The sequence below is a fragment of the Pseudomonas sp. R3.Fl genome, from assembly GCF_023516765.1.
Taxonomy (GTDB): Bacteria; Pseudomonadota; Gammaproteobacteria; order Pseudomonadales; family Pseudomonadaceae; genus Pseudomonas; species Pseudomonas citronellolis.
On the sequence record NZ_JAMGSO010000001.1, the window covers coordinates 3,657,866 to 3,683,452 of the forward strand.

Below are 25,587 nucleotides of genomic sequence, written 5' to 3' on the forward strand. Positions count from 1 at the left end.
TTAACGTTGTCAGCCCCACCCATCACACGTCCAGGTTCGACACCGCCAGGGCGTTGCTTTCGATGAAGTCGCGGCGCGGCTCCACGGCATCGCCCATCAGGGTGTTGAAGATCTGGTCGGCGGCGATGGCGTCCTCGATGGTCACCTTCAGCATGCGGCGCACGTTCGGGTCCATGGTGGTTTCCCACAACTGGTCCGGGTTCATCTCGCCGAGGCCTTTGTATCGCTGGATGCTGTGGCGCTTGGTGCCTTCGGCCATCAGCCATTCCAGGGCTTCCTTGAAGCTGGAGACCGGCCGCTTGCGCTCGCCCTTCTGCACGTAGGCGCCTTCTTCCATCAGGCTGTTCAGCTTGGCGCCCAGCTCGGTGACCGAGCGGTAGTCGTTGCTGGCGAAGAAGTCGCGGTTGAAGGTCACGTAGTTGGACAGGCCGTGGGCGACCATCTCCACCTCGGGCAGCCACAGGTGGCGCTCGCGGTCCTCGCGAAGGCTGGCTGTGTAGGTCAGGCCGGACTTCTCGGAAGTCTTCAGGCGCGCCTGGTACTGCTCCAGCCAGGCCTGCATGGCGGCCTGGTCGCCCAGCTGCTCGACGTCGATGCGCGGCAGGTAGACGAAGTGCTCGGTCAGGTCCTGCGGGTACAGGCGCGACAGGCGGGAGAGGGTACGCATGACGGTGCGGTACTCGTTGACCAGCTTCTCCAGCGCTTCGCCGGACAGGCCCGGGGCGCTTTCGTTGACGTGCACGCTGGCGTCTTCGAGGGCCGACTGGGTCATGTATTCCTCCATGGCCACGTCGTCCTTGATGTACTGCTCCTGCTTGCCTTTCTTCACCTTGTACAGCGGCGGCTGAGCGATGTAGATGTAGCCACGCTCGACCAGCTCGGGGAGCTGGCGGAAGAAGAAGGTCAGCAGCAGGGTACGGATGTGCGAACCGTCGACGTCAGCATCGGTCATGATGATGATGTTGTGGTAGCGCAGCTTGTCGATGTTGTACTCCTCGCGCCCGATGCCGCAGCCCAGCGCGGTGATCAGGGTGCCGACCTCCTGGGAGGACAGCATCTTGTCGAAGCGAGCCTTCTCGACGTTGAGGATCTTGCCCTTGAGCGGCAGGATCGCCTGGGTCTTGCGGTTACGGCCCTGTTTGGCAGAGCCGCCCGCGGAGTCACCTTCCACGATGTACAGCTCGGAGAGGGCGGGGTCCTTCTCCTGGCAGTCGGCGAGCTTGCCCGGCAGGCCGGCGATGTCCAGCGCGCCCTTGCGGCGGGTCATCTCGCGGGCCTTGCGCGCGGCCTCGCGGGCGCGGGCGGCGTCGATCATCTTGCCGACCACGGCCTTGGCTTCGTTGGGGTTCTCCAGCAGGAAGTCGGCGAAGTACTTGCCCATCTCCTGTTCCACCGCGGTCTTCACCTCGGAGGACACCAGCTTGTCCTTGGTCTGCGAGCTGAACTTCGGATCCGGCACCTTCACCGAGATGATCGCGGTCAGGCCTTCACGGGCGTCGTCGCCGGTGGTCGCGATCTTGTACTTCTTCGCCAGGCCTTCCTGCTCGATGTAGTTGTTCAAGTGGCGGGTGAGGGCGGAGCGGAAGCCCGCCAGGTGGGTACCGCCGTCACGCTGCGGAATGTTGTTGGTGAAGCAGAGGATGTTCTCGTTGAAGCTGTCGTTCCACTGCAGGGCGACTTCCACGCCAACGCCGTCTTCTTCGCGCTGGGTGTTGAAGTGGAACACCTGGTTGACGATGTTCTTGTTGGTGTTCAGGTACTCGACGAAGGCGCGCAGGCCGCCCTCGTACTTGAACAGCTCTTCCTTGCCGGTGCGTTCGTCACGCAGCAGGATGCCCACGCCGGAGTTGAGGAAGGACAGCTCGCGGATGCGTTTGGCCAGGATGTCCCAGCTGAAATGGATGCTGGTGAAGGTCTCGTCGGAGGCCTTGAAGTGCACCTCGGTGCCCGAGCCGTCGGTCTCGCCCACCGGGCGCAGCGGGAACTGCGGCACTCCGTGGCGGTAGATCTGCTCCCAGACCTTGCCTTCGCGGCGGATGGTCAGGCGCAGCTCCTCGGAGAGCGCGTTCACCACGGACACACCCACGCCGTGCAAACCACCGGAAACCTTGTAGGAGTTGTCGTCGAACTTACCGCCGGCGTGCAGCACGGTCATGATGACCTCGGCCGCGGAAACCCCTTCTTCCTTGTGGATATCGACCGGAATGCCACGGCCGTTGTCGCGGACGGTGATCGATTCGTCGGTGTGGATGGTGACGCTGATCTCGCTGCAGTAGCCAGCCAGGGCCTCGTCGATCGAGTTGTCCAGCACCTCGAACACCATGTGGTGCAGGCCGGTGCCATCGTCCGTGTCGCCGATGTACATACCCGGACGCTTGCGTACCGCGTCCAGCCCCTTCAGCACCTTGATGCTGTTAGAGTCGTACGTATTGTTCTCGCTCATTCTTCACTCCCGAGGGTGGTCTGAGAGACATGCCCATGTTCCACGTGGAACATGGCAACCGGCGTGTCCGTTCGCCAGCCGTCCTTCAAAGGTTCAGGGTCGACACAGGTGATGAATACCTGGCAACCCAAGTCTTCAAGCAACCGGCACAACGAACGCCGGTGCTTTTCGTCGAGTTCCGAGGGCAGGTCGTCCACCAGGTAGACGCATTGTCCTCGCTTGGCCTGATTGATCAGGTGCCCTTGGGCGATACGCAGGGCGCAGACCACCAGTTTCTGCTGCCCCCGCGACAGGATCTCCGCCGCGTTATGCCCGCCCAGGCGAATTCGTAGATCGGCCCGCTGCGGTCCAGCCTGGGTATGCCCCATCTGCTGGTCGCGCAACAAGCTGCCGTTCAATACCTCGCTCAGCTCGCGATCCTTGTCCCAGCCGCGGTAATAGCTGAGGGTGAGCTGGTCCAACTGGATCAACTCTCCCAGCGTCTGTTCGAAGACCGGTTTGAGGGCCTGGATATAGGACCGCCGATAGCCATCGATTTCGTCGCTGGCAGTACACAATTCGCGATCCCAGGCAGCCTGCGAAGCACCGTCCAGTCTACCATGTCGGAGCCACGAGTTCCGCTGGCGCAGCGCCTTCTGCAGCCGCTGCCAGGCGACCATGAAGCGTTGTTCCACGTGGAACACTCCCCAGTCGAGGAACTGCCGGCGAATCTTCGGCGCGCCTTCCAGCAGGCGGAAGCTGTCCGGGTTGATCAACTGCAACGGCAAGGTTTCCGCCAGCTGCGCAGTGCTGCGCGCATTCTGGCCATCGATGCGAATCTGGAACTCGCCCTGACGCTCCCGGGAAATACCCAGGTTGCTGGTCATGCCATTGGCCAACTGAACCTGGCCGAAGACGGTGCAGGCGGCCTGCTCATACTGGATGACCGGTTGCAGGCGCTGGCTACGGAAGGAGCGGGCAAGACCGAGCAGGTGGACGGCTTCGAGCACGCTGGTCTTGCCGCTGCCGTTTTCGCCGTAGAGGATGTTGATGCGAGGGGAGGGGGAGAAGGTCACCGGGTGCAGGTTGCGCACCGCGGTGACCGAGACGCGGGTCAGTGACATTCAGTGAAGGTCAGAGACGCATCGGCATGACGACATAGGCGGAGTCGTCGTTGTCGGCTTCCTGCAGCAGGGCGCTGCTGTTGGCGTCGGAGAGGATCATGCGAACCTGCTCGGTGCCCATCACGCCCAGTACGTCCAGCAGGTAGCTGACGTTGAAGCCGATTTCCAGGCTGCCGCCGTTGTAGTCGACCTGCACTTCTTCTTCCGCTTCCTCCTGCTCCGGGTTGTTCGCCTGGATCTTCAGCAGTCCGGAGGTCAGCTGCAGACGAATGCCGCGGTACTTCTCGTTGGAGAGGATCGCGGTACGGCTGAAGGCCTCGCGCAGCAGTTGGCGATCACCGATCACCAGCTTGTCGCCGCCCTTGGGCAGCACGCGCTCGTAGTCGGGGAACTTGCCGTCCACCAGCTTGGAGGTGAAGGTGAACTCGCCGGTGGTGGCGCGGATGTGGTGCTGACCGAGGACGATGTCCACCTGGCCGTCCTGCTCGGTGAGCAGGCGCGCCAGCTCCAGGATGCCCTTGCGCGGCACGATGACCTGGTGGCGGTCCTGGGCTTCCGGCACGCCGCCGGTGAACGAGCACATGGCCAGACGGTGGCCGTCGGTGGCCACGGCGCGCAGGGTGCCGCTGGAGACTTCCAGCAGCATGCCGTTGAGGTAGTAGCGCACGTCCTGCTGGGCCATGGCGAAGCTGGTGCGATCGATCAGGCGGCGCAGCTTGCTCTGCACCAGGCTGAAGGTCAGTGAGCCCGGGCCTTCCTCGACGGTGGGGAAGTCGTTGGCCGGCAGCGTCGACAGGGTGAAGCGGCTACGGCCGGCCTTCACCAGCAGCTTCTGCTCGTCGACGCGGATGTCGATCACCACGTCGCTGGGCAGGCTCTTGCAGATGTCCATGAGCTTGCGCGCCGGGACGGTGATCTCGCCCGGTTCGGCCGGCTCCTCCAGGGTGACGCGGCCAACCAGTTCGACCTCGAGGTCGGTACCGGTCAGCGACAGCTGCTGGCCCTGGACCACCAGCAGTACGTTGGAAAGAACCGGCAGCGTCTGGCGGCGTTCGACCACACCAGCGACCAGTTGCAGGGGTTTCAACAGAGCTTCGCGTTGAATGGTGAAATGCATGGTCTAATCCCTTGCCTCGTGGGGCTGCAGCTTGGCCTCAGGTGGTCAGCGTACGCAGCAGGTTCTTGTAGTCCTCGCGGATGTCCGCGTCGGATTCCTTCAGTTGAGCGATCTTACGACAGGCGTGCAGCACCGTGGTGTGGTCCCGACCACCGAAAGCCACGCCGATTTCCGGCAGGCTGTGGTTGGTCAGTTCCTTGGACAGGGCCATGGCCACCTGGCGCGGACGCGCCACCGAGCGCGAACGGCGCTTGGACAGCAGGTCGGCGATCTTGATCTTGTAGTACTCGGCGACGGTGCGCTGGATGTTGTCGATGCTGACCAGCTTGTCCTGCAGGGCCAGCAGGTCCTTCAGCGACTCGCGGATCAGCTCGATGGTGATCGGCCGGCCCATGAAGTGGGAGTGGGCGATCACCCTTTTCAGGGCCCCCTCAAGCTCGCGCACGTTGGAGCGGATGCGCTGGGCGATGAAGAAGGCCGCGTCGTGCGGCAGCTCCACCTTCGCCTGCTCGGCCTTCTTCATCAGGATGGCCACGCGGGTTTCCAGTTCCGGCGGCTCCACCGCCACCGTCAGGCCCCAGCCGAAGCGCGACTTCAGGCGCTCTTCCAGGCCTTCGATCTCCTTCGGGTAGCGGTCGCTGGTGAGGATCACCTGCTGGCCGCCTTCGAGCAGGGCGTTGAAGGTGTGGAAGAACTCTTCCTGGGAACGCTCCTTGCGGGCGAAGAACTGGATGTCGTCGATCAGCAGGGCGTCCACCGAGCGGTAGAAGCGCTTGAACTCGTTGATGGCGTTCAGCTGCAGGGCCTTGACCATGTCCGCGACGAAGCGCTCCGAATGCAGGTACACGACCTTGGCGTTCGGGTTCTTCTTCAGCAGGTGGTTGCCCACGGCGTGCATCAGGTGCGTCTTGCCCAGGCCCACGCCCCCATAAAGGAAGAGCGGGTTGTAGCCGTGCTTGAGGTTGTCCGCCACCTGCCAGGCCGCGGCGCGGGCCAGCTGGTTGGACTTGCCCTCGACGAAGTTCTCGAAGGTGAAGGTGCGGTTCAGGTAGCTGGTGTGCTTGAGCGCGCCCTCCACCTGCACGTTGCGCTCGGTGCGCACTGCGGGCGCCGACGGCATGGCCGCGGCGGCGGCGAGCGGGTCGATGCCCGGGCTGGACTCGTCGATGTCGGGCATCGGCTCCTGCACGTTGAGCTGCATCTGTTGCACCCGGCTGGCTGCTTCGGCCTGGGCCGGCGCCTCGGCCTGGTAGGCCTGGGCCTTGGCTGCGCGCACCTGCGCCGGCGACGGCGGCGGGGTGATGGTCGGCGCGGGCATCGCGTGGCTCTGCGGCATCAGCGCAGGACGCGGAGCCCGGCTGCGGCGGCTGCCGATGAGCAGCGAGAGGGCGGGAATCTGCCCGTTGCCACGCTCACCCAGCAGTTCGAGCAGACGCCCCATGTATTTTTCGTTGACCCAGTCCAACACGAAGCGGTTCGGTGCGTAGACACGCAGCTCCTCGCCCTCGGCCTCGACCTGCAGCGGCCGGATCCAGGTGTTGAATTGCTGGGATGGCAGCTCGTCGCGGAGCAATTCCACGCACTGCTGCCAGAGTTCCACGGACACGGGTATCCCCCAGGAGATTGGAAAGGAATGGAACGAAAAGGAAAGCGCAATTGTAGCCGTGCGCTAGCGACTTATCCACATGAGAAATCAACAAGTGGGCAAGCAAAATCAAGGCCTTAATGATGGCACATGGCAACAGTCGGCGCACCCTGAAAGTTGTGGATAACCCCTGCACCGATGGGGGGATGAACCGGGCTGGAAAGCTGTTGAGAACTTCCGCTGTGGACAAACCGGTCTTTCTTCCCCAGATTATCCACTGCCGCCGCACAGGAGGGTCACCGCTTCTCGACACCTTCGTCAAATCCGCCGTGCCACGGAAACAGTGGCCGGAATTGACTTATCCACAGATCTGGCGCTCCCCAATAACAATCGCTTTCACCATCTTTTAAGAAACCTTTTCCTTGCTTTCTATTTCTTCAGAAAGCCGCTGGGCAATTACCGGCTGGTTGGAAATTGACCTGCACCGGTGTTTTCACTAGAATCGCCGGTCTCTTTAAACGGGGTCCCTGCGACCTCAGGTCATCAATCCAGGTACCGAACAATGAAACGTACTTTCCAACCCAGCACTCTCAAGCGCGCTCGCGTCCACGGTTTCCGCGCTCGCATGGCCACCAAGAACGGCCGTCAGGTTCTGTCGCGTCGTCGCGCCAAGGGCCGCAAGCGTCTGACCGTCTGATTCGCCCGGCACAGGTGGTGAGTCGAGGATTCGACCGGGAAAAGCGTCTTCTGACAGCCCGGCACTTCACAGCGGTCTTCGACTCCCCCAGCGCCAAGGTTCCCGGTAAGCACGTCCTGCTGCTGGCGCGCGAAAACGCTCTGGATCACCCCCGCCTCGGCCTGGTGATCGGCAAGAAGAACGTCAAGCTCGCCGTCGAGCGCAACCGCCTCAAACGCCTGATCCGCGAATCGTTCCGGCACAACCAGGAAGCCCTGGCTGGCCTGGACATCGTGGTCATTGCGCGCAAGGGGTTGGGTGAATTGCAGAACCCCGAACTGCACCAGCAATTCGGCAAGCTCTTCAAACGCCTGCTGCGCAACCGACCCCGGCCGGAAAGCGCAACCGAACCTCCGGGGGTCGCCGACAGTTCCCATGCGTAGACTGGCGCTGCTTCTCATCCAGTTTTACCGCTACGCCATCAGCCCCTTGATGGCCAGTCACTGTCGCTTTCACCCCAGCTGCTCCTGCTACGCGTACGAAGCCATCGAACACCATGGCTTCCTGCGCGGCGGCTGGCTGGCCCTGCGTCGCCTGGGCCGCTGCCATCCCTGGCATCCCGGTGGCTATGATCCCGTGCCGCCCGCCACTTCCAAGCACCGCCCATCCTCGACGGCCGAGTAACCATGGACATCAAACGCTCGATCCTCATCGTCGCCCTGGCTATCGTGTCCTATGCGCTGGTTCTCCAGTGGAACAAGGACTACGGTCAGCCTGAACTGCCGGCCCAGACCGCGTCGTTCAATCAGCAGCCCCAGGGCCTGCCGGACACTTCCGTGCCGGCCAGCGGCACTGCCAGCGCCGACGTACCGACCGCCCAGAGCGGCGAAACCGGGCTGCCCAGCGCCCAGCAACCGGCAGCCGCCAACGGCCAGCTGATCCAGGTGAAGACCGACGTCCTCGACCTGGCCATCGACCCGCGCGGTGGCGACGTGGTGCAACTGGGCCTGACCCAGTACCCGATGCGCCAGGATCGCCCGGACCTGCCCTTCGCCCTGTTCGAGCATGGCCAGCGCACCTACCTGGCGCAGAGCGGCCTGACCGGCACCGACGGTCCGGACGCAGCCGTCGCCGGCCGCCCGCTGTACAGCAGCGCCAAGCCCCAGTACCAGCTGGCCGACGGCCAGGACCAACTGGTGGTCGACCTGAACTTCGCCCGCGACGGTGTCAGCTACATCAAGCGCTTCACCTTCCACCGCGGCCTGAAGACCGACTGCAGCGACAAGGAAAAGGCGCAGAAGAAGCTCGACTGCATCAACCCGAACGCCTACCAGATCGACGTCACCTACCTGATCGACAACCAGAGCGCCAAGCCCTGGAGCGCCTCGCTGTTCGCCCAGCTCAAGCGTGACGCCAGCGCCGATCCGTCGTCCACCACCGCCACCGGCGTGTCCACCTACCTGGGCGCCGCGGTCTGGACCCCGGAGAAGCCCTACGTGAAAGTGTCCATGAAGGACATGGACAAGGAGCCCTTCAAGCAGAGCCTGCAGGGCGGCTGGGTAGCCTGGCTGCAGCACTACTTCGTCACCGCCTGGGTGCCCGCCAAGGGCGATACCCACAACGTGATGACGCGCAAGGACGCCCAGGGCAACTACATCGTCGGCTTCACCGGCCCGACCCTGAGCGTGCCCGCCGGCGCCAAGGGCGAGACCAGCCTGACCCTGTATGCCGGTCCCAAGCTGCAGAAGTACCTGGGCGAGCTGTCCCCGGGCCTGGAGCTGACCGTCGACTACGGCCCGCTGTGGTTCATCGCCCAGCCGATCTTCTGGCTGCTGCAACACATCCACGGCCTGGTCGGCAACTGGGGCTGGTCGATCATCCTGCTGACCATCGTCATCAAGCTGGCCTTCTTCCCGCTGTCCGCCGCCAGCTACAAGTCGATGGCGCGCATGCGTGCCGTCTCGCCGAAGATGGCCGCGATCAAGGAACAGCACGGTGACGATCGCCAGAAGATGTCCCAGGCGATGATGGAGCTGTACAAGAAGGAGAAGATCAACCCGCTGGGCGGCTGCCTGCCGATCCTGGTGCAGATGCCGGTGTTCCTCTCCCTCTACTGGGTACTGCTGGAAAGCGTCGAGATGCGCCAGGCCCCGTGGCTGGGCTGGATCACCGACCTCTCGGTGAAGGATCCGTTCTTCATCCTGCCGATCATCATGGGCGCCACCATGCTGGTCCAGCAGATGCTCAACCCGACCCCGCCGGACCCCATGCAGGCCAAGGTGATGAAGCTGATGCCGATCGTCTTCACCTTCTTCTTCCTGTGGTTCCCGGCCGGCCTGGTGCTGTACTGGGTGGTCAACAACTGCCTGTCCATTGCCCAGCAGTGGTACATTACCCGGCAGATCGAACGCGCCACGAGCAAGGCCAAGGCCGCCTGATCCCCGCGCTGTCGAACCACCTTCAGAACGCCCCCTCGTGGGGCGTTCTGCTATGCGGAGGAAAACCATGAACGCAGCCCGTGAAACCATCGCCGCCGTCGCCACCGCCCAGGGCCGGGGCGGCGTAGGCATCGTCCGCGTCTCCGGGCCGCGTGCGCTGCCCATCGCCATCAGCCTCAGCGGCCGCGAGCCGCAGCCGCGCTTCGCCCACTACGGGCCCTTCTACGACGACGACGGCGAGGTGATCGACGAAGGCCTGCTGCTGTTCTTCCGTGGCCCCAATTCCTTCACCGGCGAGGACGTGGTGGAACTGCACGGCCACGGCGGCCCGGTAGTGCTGGACATGCTCCTGCAGCGCTGCCTGGAACTGGGTTCACGCCAGGCCCGCCCGGGCGAGTTCAGCGAGCGCGCCTTCCTCAACGACAAGCTCGACCTGGCCCAGGCCGAGGCCATCGCCGACCTCATCGAGGCCAGCTCGGCTCAGGCCGCGCGCAACGCCGTGCGCTCGCTGCAGGGCGAGTTCTCGCGGCGCGTGCACCAGCTCACCGAACAGCTGATCCAGCTGCGCATCTACGTCGAGGCGGCCATCGACTTTCCCGAGGAGGAAATCGACTTCCTCGCCGATGGCCACGTGCTGTCGCAACTGGACAAGGTCCGCGCGGAACTCGCCGGCGTGCTGCGCGAGGCCGGTCAGGGCGCGCTGCTTCGCGACGGCATGACGGTGGTGATCGCCGGCCGCCCCAACGCCGGTAAGTCCAGCCTGCTCAACGCCCTGGCCGGGCGCGAGGCGGCCATCGTCACCGACATCGCCGGCACCACCCGCGACGTGCTGCGCGAACATATCCACATCGACGGCATGCCGCTGCACGTCGTGGACACCGCCGGCCTGCGCGACACCGAAGACCATGTGGAAAAGATCGGCGTGGAACGCGCCCTCAAGGCCATAGGCGAGGCCGACCGGGTGCTGCTGGTGATCGATTCCACCGCGCCGGAGGTCGCCGATCCCTTCGCCCTCTGGCCGGAATTCCTCGACGAGCGCCCGGACCCGGCGCGGGTCACCCTGATCCGCAACAAGGCCGACTTATCCACAAGCCCGGTGGGCATCGAGGAAAGCGCCGACGGCCACGTCACCCTGACCCTCTCCGCGCGCTCCGGCGACGGCCTGGACCTGCTGCGCGAACACCTGAAGGCCTGCATGGGCTTCGAACAGACCGCCGAAAGCAGCTTCAGCGCCCGCCGCCGCCACCTGGAAGCCCTGCACCAGGCCGGCCAGCACCTCGACCACGGCCACGCCCAGTTGCTGCTGGCCGGCGCCGGCGAACTGCTCGCCGAGGACCTGCGCCATGCCCAGCAGGCCCTGGGCGAGATCACCGGGGCGTTCAGCTCCGATGATCTGCTGGGGCGGATCTTCTCCAGTTTCTGCATCGGGAAGTGAGGCTTGATGGCCCCGTAAAGTAGAGCGCCTCATCATCCCTCTTTAATCTGCAAATCTTTAAGGATCGTGTATGGCGCGGATGTGGATGGTACGCGGTGAAGGCGGAAGTCTGTATGAAGCCTTCAGAGAACACGGAATTGCAGCGATCGGCTGGCGACAAATCTCGGCGCAAGCTAAACCGGGAATTGCCCGCAAGCAACTGATCGCCTTGTACCAATCGGCCGAGCCGCAAATGAAGCAAGGTTCCGTGATCTCTGGCGCCTCGCAAATGTGGCGCTTCGTCAATGAGATTCAGGACGGGGACTGGGCCATTACCTATTCCCCAGCCAACCGCGCCTACATGGTGGGTCAAGTCAACGGGCCTTCCGAACACCATCCCGAATGGGTCGAGCAAGGCATGCCATTGGCACGCAAAGTGCGCTGGCAACCCCAGGAACTGGCTCGTGACAATCTCAGCGCCAGCTTGAGGCGCTGGGCTGGCAGGGCAGCACTTACCGCCATCGAACTGGTGCTGAAGCAGGCGGAATCACTGTCGAGCGCTTGGTCGAAGTGATGACTGCATAGGGGGCTTGGTATGAATGGCAAAAAACTGATCCGCAACAGCACGGCCGAGTTTCTGATCTTCACTGGCCAGGCCGGCGAACAGAGCATCGAGGCCCGCTATGAGGACGAAACCCTGTGGCTGTCTCAGAAGCTGATGGCCGAACTGTTCGGGGTGGATGTGCGCACCGTCAGCGAGCACCTGAAGAACATCTTTGCCAGTCATGAGCTCGCGCCTGAGGCAACTATCCGGAAATTCCGGATAGTTCAGCAGGAGGGCCAGCGGGAGGTGTCCCGGGCGGTGGATTTCTACAACCTCGACGCCATCATTTCCGTCGGCTACCGGGTCAACTCCATACGCGCAACGCAGTTCCGCCAGTGGGCGACTGGTGTTCTTCGCGAGTTCGCCATCAAGGGCTATGTGCTGGATCGTCAGCGCATGGAAAACGGCAGCTTCCTGGGCGAGGACTACTTCGAGCGGCTGCTGGCGGAAATCCGCGAGATCCGCCTCAGCGAGCGACGTTTCTACCAGAAGATCACCGACATCTACGCCACCAGCGTGGATTACAACAAGGACGCACCGACGACCAAGGCATTCTTCGCCAAAGTACAGAACAAACTGCATTACGCCATCCACGGTCATACCGCTGCAGAGTTGATCCGTAAGCGGGCCGATAGCAGCAAGTCACATATGGGGCTGACTTCCTGGGCGAACGCGCCCGAAGGAAAGATTCTGAAAACCGATGTGGCCGTGGCCAAGAACTACCTGACCAAGGACGAGTTGGATTCATTGGGCCGTATCGTCAACGCCTACCTGGAATTGGCCGAGGATCGTGCTCGCCGCAAGATCCCCATGAGTATGGAAGACTGGTCCAAGCGTCTGGACGCCTTCCTGGAGTTTGATGACCGGGAAGTGCTACAGGACAGCGGCAAGATTTCTGCGAAACTTGCCCAGACACATGCGGAAAGTGAATTTGAGAAGTACAGAATTGTGCAGGATCGACTGTTTGAAAGTGACTTCGACAAGGCAGTGAAAAATCTGGCAGCCAGTGATCCGAACGCTCAAGATGACGGATAAGCCTCAGGTTCCCAGATAGATCGACGTCACTTTCAACCTTTCATGCCCGAGTTCATGGCTGATCTGCTGTCGGGCGTGTTGGTCACTCTATCGCTGGCTGGTACTAAGCTGAACTTTACCAAGGCCACCCGCCGCCTTGGCTCAAAGCATTGGCTATCCGCGTCCGCGCTAAAGCGATACGCCAATTCCAGCAGAATCTCGGCCAAGCCTTTGCCGCAACAACCCATAGCCTTGACTCGAGCCCTGCGTCTCGCCCCTATCGGGTTTGCGCCTGAAAACAAACTCTCCAGTGACTTCGCTAACGGGCCGAAGCGATCGCCTCCGCGCGTTCACAGAGTTCGGCCACGCGACGCCTGGCGGTCCCAGCGCATGGCTCCGCAGCCGCGTCCAGCAGGTCCGGGTCGATCTCGAGGAACTCCACCAGGGCTTGCTGCGCTGTGGATAACTCCGTCAGGCCTGGCGGGACCTCGGGTTCCTCATCCTCAGCTTCCAGGAAAGGCGCATCCGCCAGCCAACCCAGGTAGAGCGGGCGCAGGTCGCCGCCCTGCAATTCCTCCCGCAATGGCAGCAGGCGCGGCATCCACTGCGTGCCATTGTCCACGGCGAAACGATCGAAGTTCTCGGTCTCGTCGAGCATCCAGTTGAAGCACCAATGCGAATCGCTGGCGACGATGGAAAAACTGAAGGAGGCGATGGCGAAGGGCAATACCCGTTCCGCCGGGAGGGCGGACCTGGGCAGCCGCAACGACAGCCGGCAGCTGGCAAAACTGGCGAAATAGACAAAGGCGTCGAAATAGCGCCGCATCCACTCATCCGGGTCGCCGTTGAGGTCACCCCAGTTGTAATGGTTGGTGAAAGCGGTCGGAGTAATGACGGCGCGACCGGACCTGGCTCGCAGTTCGGCCATCTCTTGCGGAGTGAGCGGCCGATCGATGGCTGCGAATTCGTAGTACTGGTATTCACTCATGACTGGCTGTCTTGGTTCGGGTGAAGAGTGGCGATGGTACACGCTCGCTTCTGTCCAGGAACTCATTCCCAGGGGTTCGCGAGCAAGCTCGCTCCTACGAAGAACCGTGCCCGTTCCCCACGTCCTGGTTTGAACACAGGAATAAATGGCCTGTGGATAGCCCCTTTCCTTGCCCATATCCCTGGCAGCTTGTGGATTGATCTATCGGCGTAAACAACGAAACCACCGTGGAATCTGGCCTGGATCAACCTATTCACATGCCGCCCCGAACCCTGTGGAAAACTACCGTATAGCTACGTAGACAACCCAGTGGTCAAAACGGGGGATAACCGGCCTGTGCATAACCCTGCTTTCCATACACAGGTGTTCAACCGGAAATACCCCGCTTCCGGACACCTTCGGCACAGGTTTATCCTTCGCTGTAAATATCGCTGCAGAAGGGCTCAAGGTACTTATCCACAAAAATTGTCCACACCAAACATAATCACTAGCTCTAAAAAGATTTAAAAATTCCCTCTCTCTTTATTTTTGTGAATGAAGCACTCCCTCGTGTGACGCACGAAAGGCCGATTGGCTACTTTTCATACAGGTCCCTTCAATCGGCAGGGCTAAGCCCCTATACTGTGCGGCTCTCTTTTTCTTTCCCTGATCGACAGGCACGAGGTGCGTGGTGGATTTCCCTTCCCGTTTTGACGTGATAGTGATCGGCGGTGGCCATGCCGGCACGGAGGCCGCGCTGGCGGCCGCACGCATGGGCGTGAAGACCCTGCTGCTCACCCACAATGTGGAAACCCTGGGCCAGATGAGCTGCAACCCGGCCATCGGCGGCATCGGCAAGAGCCACCTGGTCAAGGAAATCGATGCCCTGGGCGGCGCCATGGCGCATGCCACCGACAAGGGCGGCATCCAGTTCCGCGTGCTCAACAGCCGCAAGGGCCCCGCCGTGCGCGCCACCCGCGCCCAGGCCGACCGCGTGCTGTACAAGGCCGCGGTGCGCGAGATCCTGGAGAACCAGCCGAACCTGTGGATATTCCAGCAGGCCTGCGACGACCTGATCGTCGAGCAGGACCAGGTGCGCGGCGTGGTGACTCAGATGGGTCTGAAATTCCACGCGGACCAGGTGGTACTGACCGCCGGCACCTTCCTCGGCGGACTTATCCACATCGGCCTGCAGAACTACTCCGGCGGCCGCGCCGGTGATCCGCCGGCCATCGCCCTGGCCAGGCGCCTGCGCGAACTGCCGCTGCGCGTCGGCCGCCTGAAGACCGGCACGCCGCCGCGCATCGATGGCCGCAGCGTGGACTTCTCGGTGATGACCGAGCAGCCCGGCGACACCCCGATCCCGGTGATGTCCTTCCTCGGCAGCAAAGAAGAGCACCCGCGCCAGGTCAGCTGCTGGATCACCCACACCAACGCGCGCACCCACGAGATCATCGCCGCCAACCTTGACCGCTCGCCGATGTACTCCGGCGTCATCGAGGGCATCGGCCCGCGCTACTGCCCGTCGATCGAAGACAAGATCCATCGCTTCGCCGACAAGGACAGCCACCAGGTATTCCTCGAACCGGAAGGCCTGACCACCCACGAGCTGTACCCCAACGGCATCTCCACCTCGCTGCCGTTCGACGTGCAGCTGCAGATCGTGCGTTCGATCCGCGGCATGGAAAACGCCCACATCGTGCGCCCGGGCTACGCCATCGAGTACGACTACTTCGACCCGCGCGACCTGAAGTACAGCCTGGAGACGAAAGTCATCGGCGGCCTGTTCTTCGCCGGCCAGATCAACGGCACCACCGGCTACGAAGAGGCCGGCGCCCAGGGCCTGCTCGCCGGCGCCAACGCCGCGCTGCGCGCCCAGGGCCGCGAGGCCTGGTGCCCGCGTCGCGACGAGGCGTACATCGGCGTGCTGGTCGACGACCTGATCACCCTGGGCACCCAGGAGCCGTACCGCATGTTCACTTCGCGCGCCGAGTACCGGCTGATCCTGCGCGAGGACAACGCCGACCTGCGCCTGACCGAGAAGGGCCGCGAGCTGGGCCTGGTCGACGACCGCCGCTGGGCGGCCTTCGAGGCCAAGCGCGAAGGCATCGAGCGTGAGGAACAGCGCCTGAAGAGCACCTGGGTACGGCCGAACACCCCGCAGGGCGACGCCATTGCCGAGCGCTTCGGCACCCCGCTGGCCCACGAGTACAACCTGCTCAACCTGCTGGCCCGCCCGGAAATCGACTACGCCAGCCTGGCCGAAGTGACCGGCGCCGGCGCCGAGGACCCGCAGGTCGCCGAGCAGGTGGAGATCCGCACCAAGTACGCCGGCTACATCGACCGCCAGCAGGAAGAGATCGCCCGCCTGCGCGCCAGCGAGGACACCCGCCTGCCTGTGGATATCGACTACACGGGTATCTCCGGGTTGTCCAAGGAGATCCAGAACAAGCTCGGCCAGGCCCGCCCTGAGACCCTCGGCCAGGCCGGCCGCATCCCCGGCGTCACCCCGGCGGCCATCTCGCTGCTGCTGATCCACCTGAAGAAACGCGCCAGCGGCCGCCAACTGGAGCAGAGCGCCTGATGTCCCAGGTCACCCAAGCCCACGCCGACGAGCTCGTGCGTGGCGCCGCGGCGCTCGGCGTCGAACTCGACGAAGCCGGCCGCCAGGGCCTGCTCGCCTACCTCGCCCTGCTGGCGAAGTGGAACAAGGCCTACAACCTCACCGCGGTGCGCGACATCGACGAGATGGTCTCGCGCCATCTGCTCGACAGCCTCAGCGTCGTCCCGCACTTCCTCGCCGCCGGCGGCGACAACTGGCTGGACGTAGGCAGCGGCGGCGGCATGCCCGGCATCCCGCTGGCGATCCTGTTCCCGGACAAGCGCCTGACGCTGCTCGACAGCAACGGCAAGAAGACCCGCTTCCTCACCCAGGTGAAGCTGGAGCTGAAGCTGCACAACCTGGAAGTTATCCACAGCCGGGTCGAGGCCTACCAGCCGGACCGGGCATTCAACGGCATCGTCTCCCGGGCCTTCAGCAGCCTGGAAGACTTCTGCAACTGGACCCGCCACCTCGGCGACGGCGAGACCCGCTGGCTGGCGATGAAAGGTGTGCACCCGGAGCAGGAGCTGACGGCACTCCCGGAAGATTTCCGGGTCGAAGCCGAGCACGCCCTCAGCGTGCCGGGTTGCCAAGGCCAGCGGCATCTGCTGATACTGCGCCGGAGCATGACGGGGACGGGGGAAAACCATGGCTAAGGTATTCGCGATCGCCAACCAGAAGGGCGGTGTCGGCAAGACCACCACCTGCATCAACCTCGCCGCCTCGCTGGTCGCCACCAAGCGCCGCGTGCTGCTGATCGACCTCGATCCACAGGGCAACGCCACCACCGGCAGCGGTGTGGATAAGTTGTCCCTGGAATATTCCATCTACGACGTGCTCACCGGCGAGGCCGACCTGGCCCAGGCCATGCAGTTCTCCGAGCACGGCGGCTACCAGATCCTCCCGGCCAACCGCGACCTCACCGCCGCGGAAGTGGTGCTGCTGGAGATGGACATGAAGGAGCACCGCCTGCGCCAGGCCCTGGCCCCGGTGCGCGAGAACTACGACTACATCCTCATCGACTGCCCGCCGTCGCTGTCGATGCTCACGGTCAACGCCCTCTCCGCCGCCGACGGCGTGATCATTCCCATGCAGTGCGAGTACTACGCGCTGGAAGGCCTGACCGACCTGATGAACAGCATCCAGCGCATCGCCGAGCGTCTGAATCCGACGCTGAGCATCGAGGGCCTGCTGCGGACCATGTACGATCCGCGCATCAGCCTGACCAACGACGTCAGCGCGCAGCTGCAGGAACACTTCGGCGACAAGCTCTACACCACCGTGATCCCGCGCAATGTGCGACTGGCCGAGGCACCCAGCTTCGGCATGCCGGCGCTGGTCTACGACAAGCAATCGCGCGGGGCCATGGCCTACCTGGCGCTGGCCGGCGAACTCTCGCGCCGACAGCGCGCCGCCCGCAAAGCCGCCACCGCATGACCCATTAAGGAACCCGCATGGCCGTTAAGAAACGAGGTCTCGGACGCGGGCTGGACGCCCTGCTCAGTGGCTCCAGCGCCGCCACCCTGCAGGAAGAAGCCGTCCAGGCGGACCGCAAGGAACTGCAGCACCTGCCGCTGGACCTGATCCAGCGCGGCAAGTACCAGCCGCGCCGCGACATGGACCCCCAGGCTCTGGAAGAGCTGGCCCTGTCCATCAAGGCCCAGGGGGTGATGCAGCCCATCGTGGTGCGCCCCGTCGACAAGGGCCGCTACGAGATCATCGCCGGCGAGCGCCGCTGGCGCGCCACCCAGCAGGCCGGCCTGGACACCATCCCGGCGCTGGTGCGCGAGGTACCGGACGAAGCCGCCATCGCCATGGCGCTGATCGAGAACATCCAGCGTGAGGACCTCAATCCCCTCGAGGAAGCCGTCGCGCTGCAACGCCTGCAGCAGGAGTTCCAGCTGACCCAGCAGCAGGTCGCCGACGCCGTCGGCAAGTCCCGCGTCAGCGTGGCCAACCTGCTGCGCCTGATCGCCCTGCCCGAGGAGATCAAGACGCTGCTTTCCCACGGCGACCTGGAGATGGGCCATGCCCGCGCGCTGCTCGGTCTGCCCGAGGCGCGGCAGGTGGAAGGTGCGCGACATGTTGTCGCACGCGGCCTCACCGTGCGCCAGACCGAGGCACTGGTGCGCCACTGGCTCAACGCCCCCAGCGAACCTGCCAAGGTGGTCAAGTCCGACCCCGACATCAGCCGCCTGGAACAGCGCCTGGCCGAGCGCCTGGGCGCTCCGGTGCAGATTCGCCACGGCCAGAAGGGCAAGGGGCAACTGGTGATCCGCTACAACTCGCTGGACGAGTTGCAAGGGGTTCTGGCCCACATCCGCTAAGACCATCGTCTGTGTAGCGATAGTCGGAAATCACTACCCGGCTGTTGAATGGGTATGCCCGGCCCCCTATACTCTGCGCGCAATTTTGTCGGCACAAAGTATGCCAAGTTGTTGATTTGCGAAGCCGACGCCAGAGGACTTTGAGACAGATGGAACCCAGCAAGCCGAACCGCCTGCCCTTCCATCGCCAACCGGCCTTGCGCCTGTTGCTCGTCCAGCTGGCCGTGGTGCTTCTGGGGGCTGCCGTCCTGTTTTTCTCCCGGGGCGTGGTTGCCGGCTATTCTGGTCTGCTCGGCGGACTGATCGCCTGGCTGCCGAACGTTTATTTCGCATACAAGGCGTTCCGCTATAGCGGAGCGCGCTCGGCTCAGATGATCGTCCGCTCCTTCTATGCGGGCGAGGCCGGGAAGCTGGTTTTGACGGCAGTGCTCTTCGCACTGGCGTTCGCAGGCGTGAAGCCGCTGGAGCCCCTGGCTCTGTTCGGCCTCTACCTGCTGACCCTGATGGTCAGCTGGTGCGCACCCCTGCTGATGGGACACACATTTACAAGACCTTAGAGCGATTGAGGCAAACATGGCAGCAGAAAGCGCTTCGGGTTACATCCAGCACCACTTGCAGAACCTGACCTTCGGTCGTCTGCCGGAAGGTGGCTGGGGGTTCGCCCACACAGCCGAACAAGCCAAGGAAATGGGCTTTTGGGCATTCCACATCGACACCCTGGGCTGGTCGGTATTCCTCGGCCTGGTGTTCATCCTGATCTTCCGCATGGCGGCCAAGAAGGCCACCAGCGGTATTCCGGGTGGCCTGCAGAACTTCGTCGAGGTCATGGTCGAGTTCGTCGACGGCAGCGTGAAGGACACCTTCCATGGCCGTAACCCGCTGATCGCACCGCTGGCGCTGACCGTGTTCGTGTGGATCTTCCTGATGAACCTGATCGACCTGGTGCCGGTGGACTTCCTGCCGCTGGCCGCCGCGAAGATCACCGGCAACGAGCACCTGTTCTTCCGCGCCGTGGCCACCACCGACCCGAACGCTACCTTCGGCATGTCCATCGCGGTGTTCGCCCTGATCATCTTCTACAGCATCAAGGTCAAGGGCATCGGCGGCTTCCTCGGCGAGCTGACCCTGCACCCGTTCCACAGCAGCAACATGCTGGTGCAGATCATCCTGATCCCGGTGAACTTCCTGCTGGAGTTCGTCACCCTGATCGCCAAGCCGGTTTCCCTGGCCCTGCGTCTGTTCGGCAACATGTACGCCGGCGAGCTGATCTTCATCCTCATCGCCGTCATGTTCGGCTCCGGCATTCTCTGGCTGGGCGGCATGGGCGTGGTGCTGAACTGGGCGTGGGCGGTGTTCCACATCCTGATCATCACCCTGCAGGCCTTCATCTTCATGATGCTGACCATCGTCTACCTGTCGATGGCCCACGAAGACAGCCACTGATCCAAAGATTCTGACCGCTCCCCGCCACGTCGGCGGGGGCGGAAGGGAAGTTTCACCACCTTAACTTGCTTCAAAACTTAACCAACACGACAGAAAGTCGGGAGGAAAAATGGAAACTGTAGTTGGACTCACTGCTATCGCCGTCGCTCTGCTGATCGGTCTGGGTGCCCTGGGTACCGCCATCGGTTTCGGCCTGCTGGGCGGTAAATTCCTGGAAGGCGCTGCTCGCCAGCCGGAAATGGTTCCGATGCTGCAGGTGAAAATGTTCATCGTCGCCGGTCTGCTCGACGCCGTGACCATGATCGGTGTTGGTATCGCACTGTTCTTCACCTTCGCTAACCCGTTCATTGCTCAGGTAGCCCACTAATTTCCGGCCTCCGGAAATCCGTGACTGACAACGAACGAGCGAGGTGTTGGCGTGAACATTAATGCAACTCTGATCGGCCAGGCCATTGCGTTCGCCATCTTCGTCATCTTCTGCATGAAGTTCGTATGGCCTCCGGTCATCGCGGCTCTGCACGAGCGTCAGAAGAAGATCGCCGACGGTCTGGACGCAGCCAACCGTGCTGCTCGTGACCTGGAACTGGCCCACGAGAAAGCGGGCCAGCAACTGCGCGAGGCCAAGGCTCAGGCGGCCGAAATCATCGAGCAGGCGAAGAAAAGCGCCAATCAGATCGTTGATGAAGCCCGTGAGCAGGCCCGTGCCGAAGGCGATCGCATGATCGCCCAGGCCAAGGCCCAGATCGAACAGGAACTGAACAGCGTCAAGGATGCCCTGCGTGCCCAAGTGGGTGCCCTGGCCGTGTCCGGCGCCGAGAAGATCCTGGGTGCTTCGATCGATGCCAACGCGCAAAAGCAGCTGGTTGATCAACTGGCCGCCGAAATCTGAGCGAGGGCGATATGGCAGAACTGACCACGTTGGCTCGTCCTTACGCGAAGGCGGCTTTCGAGTACGCCCAGGCTCATCAGCAATTGGCCGATTGGTCCGCTGCTCTGGGTGTGCTGGCTGCAGTGTCGCAGGACGACACCGTGCGCCAGCTGCTCAAGGAGCCTCAGCTGACCGCGGCGGCCAAGGCCGATGCCCTGATCGACGTCTGTGGCGACAAGCTCAATGCTCCGGCCCAGAACTTCGTGCGGACCGTGGCTGAAAACAAGCGCCTGGACTTGCTGCCGACCATCTCCGAGATGTTCGAGCAGCTCAAGGCCGAGCAGGAAAAGCTGGTCGAGGTAGAAGTCGTGAGCGCCTTCGCCCTGGACCAGGAACAGCAGGACAAACTCGCCAAGGCTCTCAGCGCCCGGCTCAGTCGCGAAGTGCGACTCCATGCGTCGGAAGACGCGAGCCTGATCGGCGGCGTGGTGATCCGCGCCGGTGACTTGGTAATCGATGGCTCGGTGCGCGGCAAGATCGCGAAACTGGCTGAAGCGTTGAAATCTTGAGTTTGAAGGGGCAGCGGCATGCAGCAACTCAATCCTTCCGAAATTAGTGAAATCATCAAGGGGCGCATCGAGAAACTCGATGTCGCCTCGCAAGCGCGCAACGAAGGCACCATCGTCTCCGTATCCGATGGCATCGTGCGCATCTTCGGTCTGGCCGACGTCATGTACGGCGAGATGATCGAATTCCCGGGCGGCGTCTACGGTATGGCGCTGAACCTGGAGCAAGACTCCGTCGGCGCCGTGGTACTGGGTGAATACCAGGACCTCAAAGAAGGCATGAACGCCAAGTGCACCGGCCGCATCCTGGAAGTTCCGGTCGGTCCGGAACTGCTGGGCCGCGTGGTCGACGCGCTGGGCAACCCGATCGACGGCAAAGGCCCGATCGATGCCAAGCTGACCGACGCCGTCGAGAAAGTGGCACCGGGCGTGATCTGGCGTAAGTCGGTAGACCAGCCGGTACAGACCGGCTACAAGTCGGTCGACGCCATGATCCCGGTAGGCCGTGGCCAGCGCGAGCTGATCATCGGCGACCGTCAGATCGGCAAGACCGCCCTGGCCGTCGACGCCATCATCAACCAGAAAGACAGCGGCATCCGCTGCGTCTACGTGGCCATCGGTCAGAAGCAATCGACCATCGCCAACGTCGTACGCAAGCTGGAAGAGAACGGCGCCCTGGCCAACACCATCGTGGTGGTTGCCAGCGCTTCCGAATCCGCTGCTCTGCAGTACCTGGCGCCGTACTCCGGCTGCACCATGGGCGAATACTTCCGCGACCGCGGTGAAGACGCCCTGATCGTGTACGACGACCTGTCCAAGCAGGCCGTTGCCTACCGCCAGATCTCCCTGCTGCTGCGCCGTCCGCCGGGCCGTGAAGCCTATCCGGGCGACGTGTTCTATCTCCACAGCCGCCTGCTGGAGCGCGCTTCCCGCGTTTCCGAGGAATACGTCGAGAAGTTCACCAATGGCGCCGTGACTGGCAAGACCGGTTCCCTGACCGCTCTGCCGATCATCGAAACCCAGGCTGGCGACGTGTCCGCGTTCGTTCCGACCAACGTGATCTCCATCACCGACGGTCAGATCTTCCTGGAAACCTCCATGTTCAACTCGGGCATCCGTCCGGCGGTCAACGCCGGTATCTCGGTATCCCGTGTTGGTGGCGCGGCCCAGACCAAGATCATCAAGAAGCTCTCCGGCGGTATCCGTACCGCACTGGCGCAGTACCGCGAACTCGCGGCCTTCGCCCAGTTCGCTTCCGACCTGGACGACGCCACCCGCAAGCAGCTCGAGCACGGTCAGCGCGTTACCGAGCTGATGAAGCAGAAGCAGTATGCGCCGATGTCCATCGCCGAGATGTCGCTGTCCCTGTACGCCGCCGAGCGTGGCTTCCTGCAGGACGTCGAGATCGCCAAGGTGGGCGCCTTCGAACAGGCGTTGATCGCTTACTTCCAGCGCGAGCATGCCGCTCTGCTGGCGAAGATCAACGAGAAGGGTGACTTCAACGACGAAATCGACGCGGGCATCAAGGCCGGCATCGAGAAGTTCAAGGCCACCCAAACCTGGTAAGCCGCAGCGGGGGCCGGTAATGGCCCCCGCCTGCTAACCCGATAGGTGTGAAATGGCAGGCGCAAAAGAGATTCGCAGCAAGATTGCGAGCATCAAAAGCACGCAGAAAATCACCAATGCCATGGAAAAGGTGGCGGTGAGCAAGATGCGCAAGGCACAAATGCGCATGGCGGCCGGCCGTCCCTACGCGGAGCGCATTCGCCAGGTGATCGGCCATCTGGCCAACGCCAACCCGGAGTACCGTCACCCGTTCATGATCGAGCGCCCCGTCAAGCGCGTCGGTTACATCGTGGTGAGCTCCGATCGCGGCCTGGCCGGCGGCCTGAACATCAACCTGTTCAAGGCGCTCGTCAAGGACATGTCCGCCCAGCGTGAAGCCGGCGCGGAGATCGACCTGTGCGTGATCGGTGCCAAGGGCGCATCCTTCTTCAAGAACTATGGCGGCAACGTGGTCGCAGCCATCAGTCACCTGGGCGAAGAGCCGTCGATCAACGATCTGATCGGCAGCGTCAAGGTCATGCTGGATGCCTACCTGGACGGGCGTATCGATCGCCTGTACGTGGTTTCCAACAAGTTCGTCAACACCATGACCCAGAAGCCGACCGTGGAACAGCTGGTTCCGCTGGTGGCCGAGGACAACGAAGACCTGAAACACCACTGGGACTACCTCTACGAGCCCGATGCCAAGGCCCTGCTCGACGGCCTGCTGGTGCGCTACGTGGAATCCCAGGTGTACCAGGCGGTGGTTGAGAACAACGCCTGTGAGCAGGCGGCCCGGATGATTGCAATGAAGAACGCTACCGACAACGCCGGTGACCTGATCAGCGAACTGCAGCTGGTCTACAACAAGGCGCGTCAGGCGGCGATCACCCAGGAAATCTCGGAAATCGTCGGCGGCGCTGCCGCGGTGTAAGAACAGGTTCAAAATTCAGAGGAACCAGACATGAGTAGCGGACGTATCGTTCAAATCATCGGCGCCGTGATCGACGTGGAATTCCCGCGCGATGCCGTGCCGAGCATCTACGAGGCCCTGAAGGTTCAGGGCGTCGACACCACCCTGGAAGTCCAGCAGCAGCTGGGCGACGGCGTGGTCCGTTCCATTGCGATGGGTTCCACCGAAGGCCTCAAGCGTGGCCTGAACGTGGAAAGCACCGGCGCAGCCATCTCCGTCCCGGTCGGTAAAGCGACCCTGGGCCGCATCATGGACGTACTGGGCAACCCGATCGACGAAGCCGGCCCCATCGGCGAGGAAGAGCGCTGGGGTATCCACCGCGAGGCTCCCTCCTACGCTGACCAGGCTGGCGGCAACGAGCTGCTGGAAACCGGCATCAAGGTGATCGACTTGGTCTGCCCGTTCGCCAAGGGCGGCAAGGTAGGCCTGTTCGGTGGCGCCGGCGTCGGCAAGACCGTGAACATGATGGAGCTGATCCGCAACATCGCCATCGAGCACAGCGGTTACTCCGTGTTCGCTGGCGTGGGCGAGCGTACCCGTGAGGGCAACGACTTCTACCACGAGATGAAGGACTCCAACGTTCTCGACAAGGTAGCCCTGGTCTACGGCCAGATGAACGAGCCGCCGGGCAACCGTCTGCGCGTGGCGCTGACCGGCCTGACCATGGCCGAGAAGTTCCGTGACGAAGGCCGTGACGTACTGCTGTTCATCGACAACATCTACCGTTACACCCTCGCCGGTACCGAAGTATCCGCACTGCTGGGCCGTATGCCTTCCGCAGTGGGCTACCAGCCGACCCTGGCCGAGGAAATGGGCGTGCTGCAAGAGCGCATCACCTCCACCAAGCAAGGCTCGATCACCTCGATCCAGGCCGTCTACGTTCCCGCGGACGACCTGACCGACCCGAGCCCGGCGACCACCTTCGCCCACCTCGACGCCACCGTGGTACTGTCCCGTGACATCGCCTCGCTGGGTATCTACCCGGCCGTCGACCCGCTGGACTCCACCTCCCGTCAGCTGGACCCGCTGGTCATCGGCCAGGAGCACTACGACACCGCTCGTGGCGTGCAGTACATCCTGCAGCGCTACAAGGAGCTGAAGGACATCATCGCGATCCTCGGCATGGACGAACTGTCCGAGTCCGACAAGCTGCTGGTGGCCCGTGCTCGTAAGATCCAGCGCTTCCTGTCCCAGCCGTTCTTCGTGGCAGAAGTCTTCACCGGCTCGCCGGGCAAGTACGTCTCCCTGAAGGACACCATCGCTGGCTTCAAAGGCATCCTCAACGGCGACTACGACCACCTGCCGGAGCAGGCGTTCTACATGGTCGGCGGCATCGAAGAAGCCATCGAGAAAGCGAAGAAGCTGTAATCCGTGCGCCCGGCAACGGGCGCTTACGTGAGGCAAGGGTATGGCTATTACTGTCCACTGCGACATCGTCAGCGCCGAAGCGGAGATCTTCTCCGGTCTGGTCGAGATGGTCGTTGCGCACGGTTCCCTCGGCGATCTGGGTATCGCCCCGGGCCACGCGCCGCTGATCACCGAGCTCAAGCCGGGTCCGATCCGCGTGGTCAAGCAGGGTGGCGAGCAGGAGGTGTACTACATCTCCGGCGGTTTCCTCGAAGTCCAGCCGAACATGGTGAAGGTCCTGGCCGACACCGTGATCCGCGCGGGCGACCTCGACGAAGCGGCCGCTCAGACCGCGCTGAAGGAAGCTGAGAAGGCTCTGCACGCCAAAGGTGCCGAGTTCGACTACAGCTCCGCTGCAGCCCGCCTGGCCGAAGCCGCAGCGCAACTGCGCACGGTCCAGCAGGTTCGCAAGAAGTTCGGCGGCTGAGCCGGCTCGCAACGGCCAGGGCCTTCGGAGTCGGCGACGAATCCGGGGCCCGGGCTTTAGCGACCTAG

General features: G+C 63.2%; 25 protein-coding genes and 1 pseudogene. 20 read left to right on the plus strand and 6 right to left on the minus strand.

Annotation, left to right across the window (positions count from 1 at the left end):
- Positions 1-22: 22 nt before the first annotated feature.
- From gyrB to dnaA, 4 genes are read right to left on the minus strand one after another with little or no spacing between them, the layout of a single operon-like run.
- Positions 23-2,443, minus strand: a complete 2,421-nt coding sequence (gene gyrB / locus M8R19_RS16085) for a DNA topoisomerase (ATP-hydrolyzing) subunit B (protein ID WP_074980765.1) — start codon at positions 2,441-2,443, stop codon at positions 23-25.
- On the minus strand, positions 2,440-3,546 hold the full coding sequence (gene recF / locus M8R19_RS16090) for a DNA replication/repair protein RecF (RefSeq protein ID WP_043313936.1): 1,107 nt from the start codon (positions 3,544-3,546) through the stop codon (positions 2,440-2,442). The genes gyrB and recF overlap by 4 nt, the downstream gene beginning before the upstream one ends.
- A 10-nt stretch (positions 3,547-3,556) precedes the next feature.
- Complete coding sequence (gene dnaN / locus M8R19_RS16095) at positions 3,557-4,663, minus strand: DNA polymerase III subunit beta (protein WP_074980764.1); 1,107 nt, start codon at positions 4,661-4,663, stop codon at positions 3,557-3,559.
- 37 nt (positions 4,664-4,700) lie between these two features.
- Entirely contained in the window at positions 4,701-6,269 is a 1,569-nt protein-coding gene (gene dnaA, locus M8R19_RS16100) for a chromosomal replication initiator protein DnaA (RefSeq protein WP_074980763.1), read from the minus strand.
- Positions 6,270-6,810: 541 nt separating this feature from the next.
- Here dnaA and rpmH point away from each other — a divergent pair.
- The 7 genes from rpmH to M8R19_RS16135 all read left to right on the plus strand — a co-directional run bounded on the left by rpmH (position 6,811) and on the right by M8R19_RS16135 (position 12,415).
- Positions 6,811-6,945: a 50S ribosomal protein L34 gene (gene rpmH, locus M8R19_RS16105; protein WP_003100258.1), complete on the plus strand. Its 135-nt coding sequence runs from the start codon at positions 6,811-6,813 to the stop codon at positions 6,943-6,945.
- Positions 6,946-6,959: 14 nt separating this feature from the next.
- Positions 6,960-7,367: a ribonuclease P protein component gene (gene rnpA / locus M8R19_RS16110; RefSeq protein WP_074980762.1), complete on the plus strand. Its 408-nt coding sequence runs from the start codon at positions 6,960-6,962 to the stop codon at positions 7,365-7,367.
- Entirely contained in the window at positions 7,360-7,608 is a 249-nt protein-coding gene (yidD, locus tag M8R19_RS16115; protein WP_043270141.1) for a membrane protein insertion efficiency factor YidD, read from the plus strand. Before rnpA ends, yidD begins: the two co-directional genes overlap by 8 nt.
- Positions 7,609-7,610: 2 nt before the next feature.
- Positions 7,611-9,362, plus strand: a complete 1,752-nt coding sequence (gene yidC / locus M8R19_RS16120) for a membrane protein insertase YidC (RefSeq protein ID WP_074980761.1) — start codon at positions 7,611-7,613, stop codon at positions 9,360-9,362.
- Between the two features lie 67 nt (positions 9,363-9,429).
- A complete protein-coding gene (gene mnmE / locus M8R19_RS16125) occupies positions 9,430-10,797 on the plus strand; it encodes a tRNA uridine-5-carboxymethylaminomethyl(34) synthesis GTPase MnmE (protein WP_249918310.1) in 1,368 nt (455 codons plus the stop codon).
- 70 nt (positions 10,798-10,867) lie between these two features.
- Positions 10,868-11,350 carry a restriction endonuclease gene (locus M8R19_RS16130; protein ID WP_245322940.1) on the plus strand — a complete coding sequence of 161 codons (483 nt, stop codon included), beginning with the start codon at positions 10,868-10,870 and terminating at the stop codon, positions 11,348-11,350.
- 21 nt (positions 11,351-11,371) lie between these two features.
- Positions 11,372-12,415, plus strand: coding sequence for a virulence RhuM family protein (locus M8R19_RS16135; RefSeq protein WP_074980759.1), 1,044 nt, complete (start codon positions 11,372-11,374; stop codon positions 12,413-12,415).
- Between the two features lie 3 nt (positions 12,416-12,418).
- Here the strand turns inward: M8R19_RS16135 and M8R19_RS33450 are convergent.
- A pseudogene (locus M8R19_RS33450) lies at positions 12,419-12,550 on the minus strand (integrase); the annotation flags it as partial.
- A gap of 163 nt (positions 12,551-12,713) precedes the next feature.
- Complete coding sequence (locus tag M8R19_RS16140) at positions 12,714-13,382, minus strand: hypothetical protein (protein ID WP_052267674.1); 669 nt, start codon at positions 13,380-13,382, stop codon at positions 12,714-12,716.
- A gap of 670 nt (positions 13,383-14,052) precedes the next feature.
- On the opposite strand from M8R19_RS16140, the gene mnmG reads away from it, so the two are divergent.
- The 13 genes from mnmG to M8R19_RS16205 all read left to right on the plus strand — a co-directional run bounded on the left by mnmG (position 14,053) and on the right by M8R19_RS16205 (position 25,519).
- Positions 14,053-15,945, plus strand: a complete 1,893-nt coding sequence (mnmG, locus tag M8R19_RS16145) for a tRNA uridine-5-carboxymethylaminomethyl(34) synthesis enzyme MnmG (protein WP_249918311.1) — start codon at positions 14,053-14,055, stop codon at positions 15,943-15,945.
- Positions 15,945-16,619 carry a 16S rRNA (guanine(527)-N(7))-methyltransferase RsmG gene (rsmG, locus tag M8R19_RS16150; protein ID WP_074980756.1) on the plus strand — a complete coding sequence of 225 codons (675 nt, stop codon included), beginning with the start codon at positions 15,945-15,947 and terminating at the stop codon, positions 16,617-16,619. Before mnmG ends, rsmG begins: the two co-directional genes overlap by 1 nt.
- On the plus strand, positions 16,612-17,400 hold the full coding sequence (locus M8R19_RS16155; RefSeq protein ID WP_074980755.1) for a ParA family protein: 789 nt from the start codon (positions 16,612-16,614) through the stop codon (positions 17,398-17,400). Before rsmG ends, M8R19_RS16155 begins: the two co-directional genes overlap by 8 nt.
- A gap of 17 nt (positions 17,401-17,417) precedes the next feature.
- Positions 17,418-18,290 carry a ParB/RepB/Spo0J family partition protein gene (locus M8R19_RS16160; protein WP_074980754.1) on the plus strand — a complete coding sequence of 291 codons (873 nt, stop codon included), beginning with the start codon at positions 17,418-17,420 and terminating at the stop codon, positions 18,288-18,290.
- A 149-nt stretch (positions 18,291-18,439) separates the two neighbouring features.
- Complete coding sequence (locus M8R19_RS16165; RefSeq protein WP_009614423.1) at positions 18,440-18,847, plus strand: F0F1 ATP synthase subunit I; 408 nt, start codon at positions 18,440-18,442, stop codon at positions 18,845-18,847.
- Positions 18,848-18,863: 16 nt separating this feature from the next.
- Positions 18,864-19,733 carry a F0F1 ATP synthase subunit A gene (gene atpB / locus M8R19_RS16170; RefSeq protein ID WP_009614414.1) on the plus strand — a complete coding sequence of 290 codons (870 nt, stop codon included), beginning with the start codon at positions 18,864-18,866 and terminating at the stop codon, positions 19,731-19,733.
- A gap of 109 nt (positions 19,734-19,842) precedes the next feature.
- Positions 19,843-20,100: a F0F1 ATP synthase subunit C gene (gene atpE / locus M8R19_RS16175; protein WP_043256731.1), complete on the plus strand. Its 258-nt coding sequence runs from the start codon at positions 19,843-19,845 to the stop codon at positions 20,098-20,100.
- A 51-nt stretch (positions 20,101-20,151) separates the two neighbouring features.
- Complete coding sequence (locus M8R19_RS16180; protein WP_009614410.1) at positions 20,152-20,622, plus strand: F0F1 ATP synthase subunit B; 471 nt, start codon at positions 20,152-20,154, stop codon at positions 20,620-20,622.
- 11 nt (positions 20,623-20,633) lie between these two features.
- A complete protein-coding gene (locus M8R19_RS16185) occupies positions 20,634-21,170 on the plus strand; it encodes a F0F1 ATP synthase subunit delta (RefSeq protein ID WP_009614408.1) in 537 nt (178 codons plus the stop codon).
- Positions 21,171-21,188: 18 nt separating this feature from the next.
- Positions 21,189-22,733: a F0F1 ATP synthase subunit alpha gene (atpA, locus tag M8R19_RS16190; RefSeq protein WP_043270154.1), complete on the plus strand. Its 1,545-nt coding sequence runs from the start codon at positions 21,189-21,191 to the stop codon at positions 22,731-22,733.
- Positions 22,734-22,785: 52 nt separating this feature from the next.
- Entirely contained in the window at positions 22,786-23,646 is an 861-nt protein-coding gene (gene atpG, locus M8R19_RS16195; protein ID WP_009614400.1) for a F0F1 ATP synthase subunit gamma, read from the plus strand.
- A gap of 30 nt (positions 23,647-23,676) precedes the next feature.
- A complete protein-coding gene (atpD, locus tag M8R19_RS16200; protein ID WP_074980753.1) occupies positions 23,677-25,053 on the plus strand; it encodes a F0F1 ATP synthase subunit beta in 1,377 nt (458 codons plus the stop codon).
- Between the two features lie 40 nt (positions 25,054-25,093).
- Positions 25,094-25,519 (plus strand): F0F1 ATP synthase subunit epsilon, encoded by a 426-nt coding sequence (locus tag M8R19_RS16205; protein WP_009614398.1) that lies wholly within the window; start codon positions 25,094-25,096, stop codon positions 25,517-25,519.
- Positions 25,520-25,587: the final 68 nt, after the last annotated feature.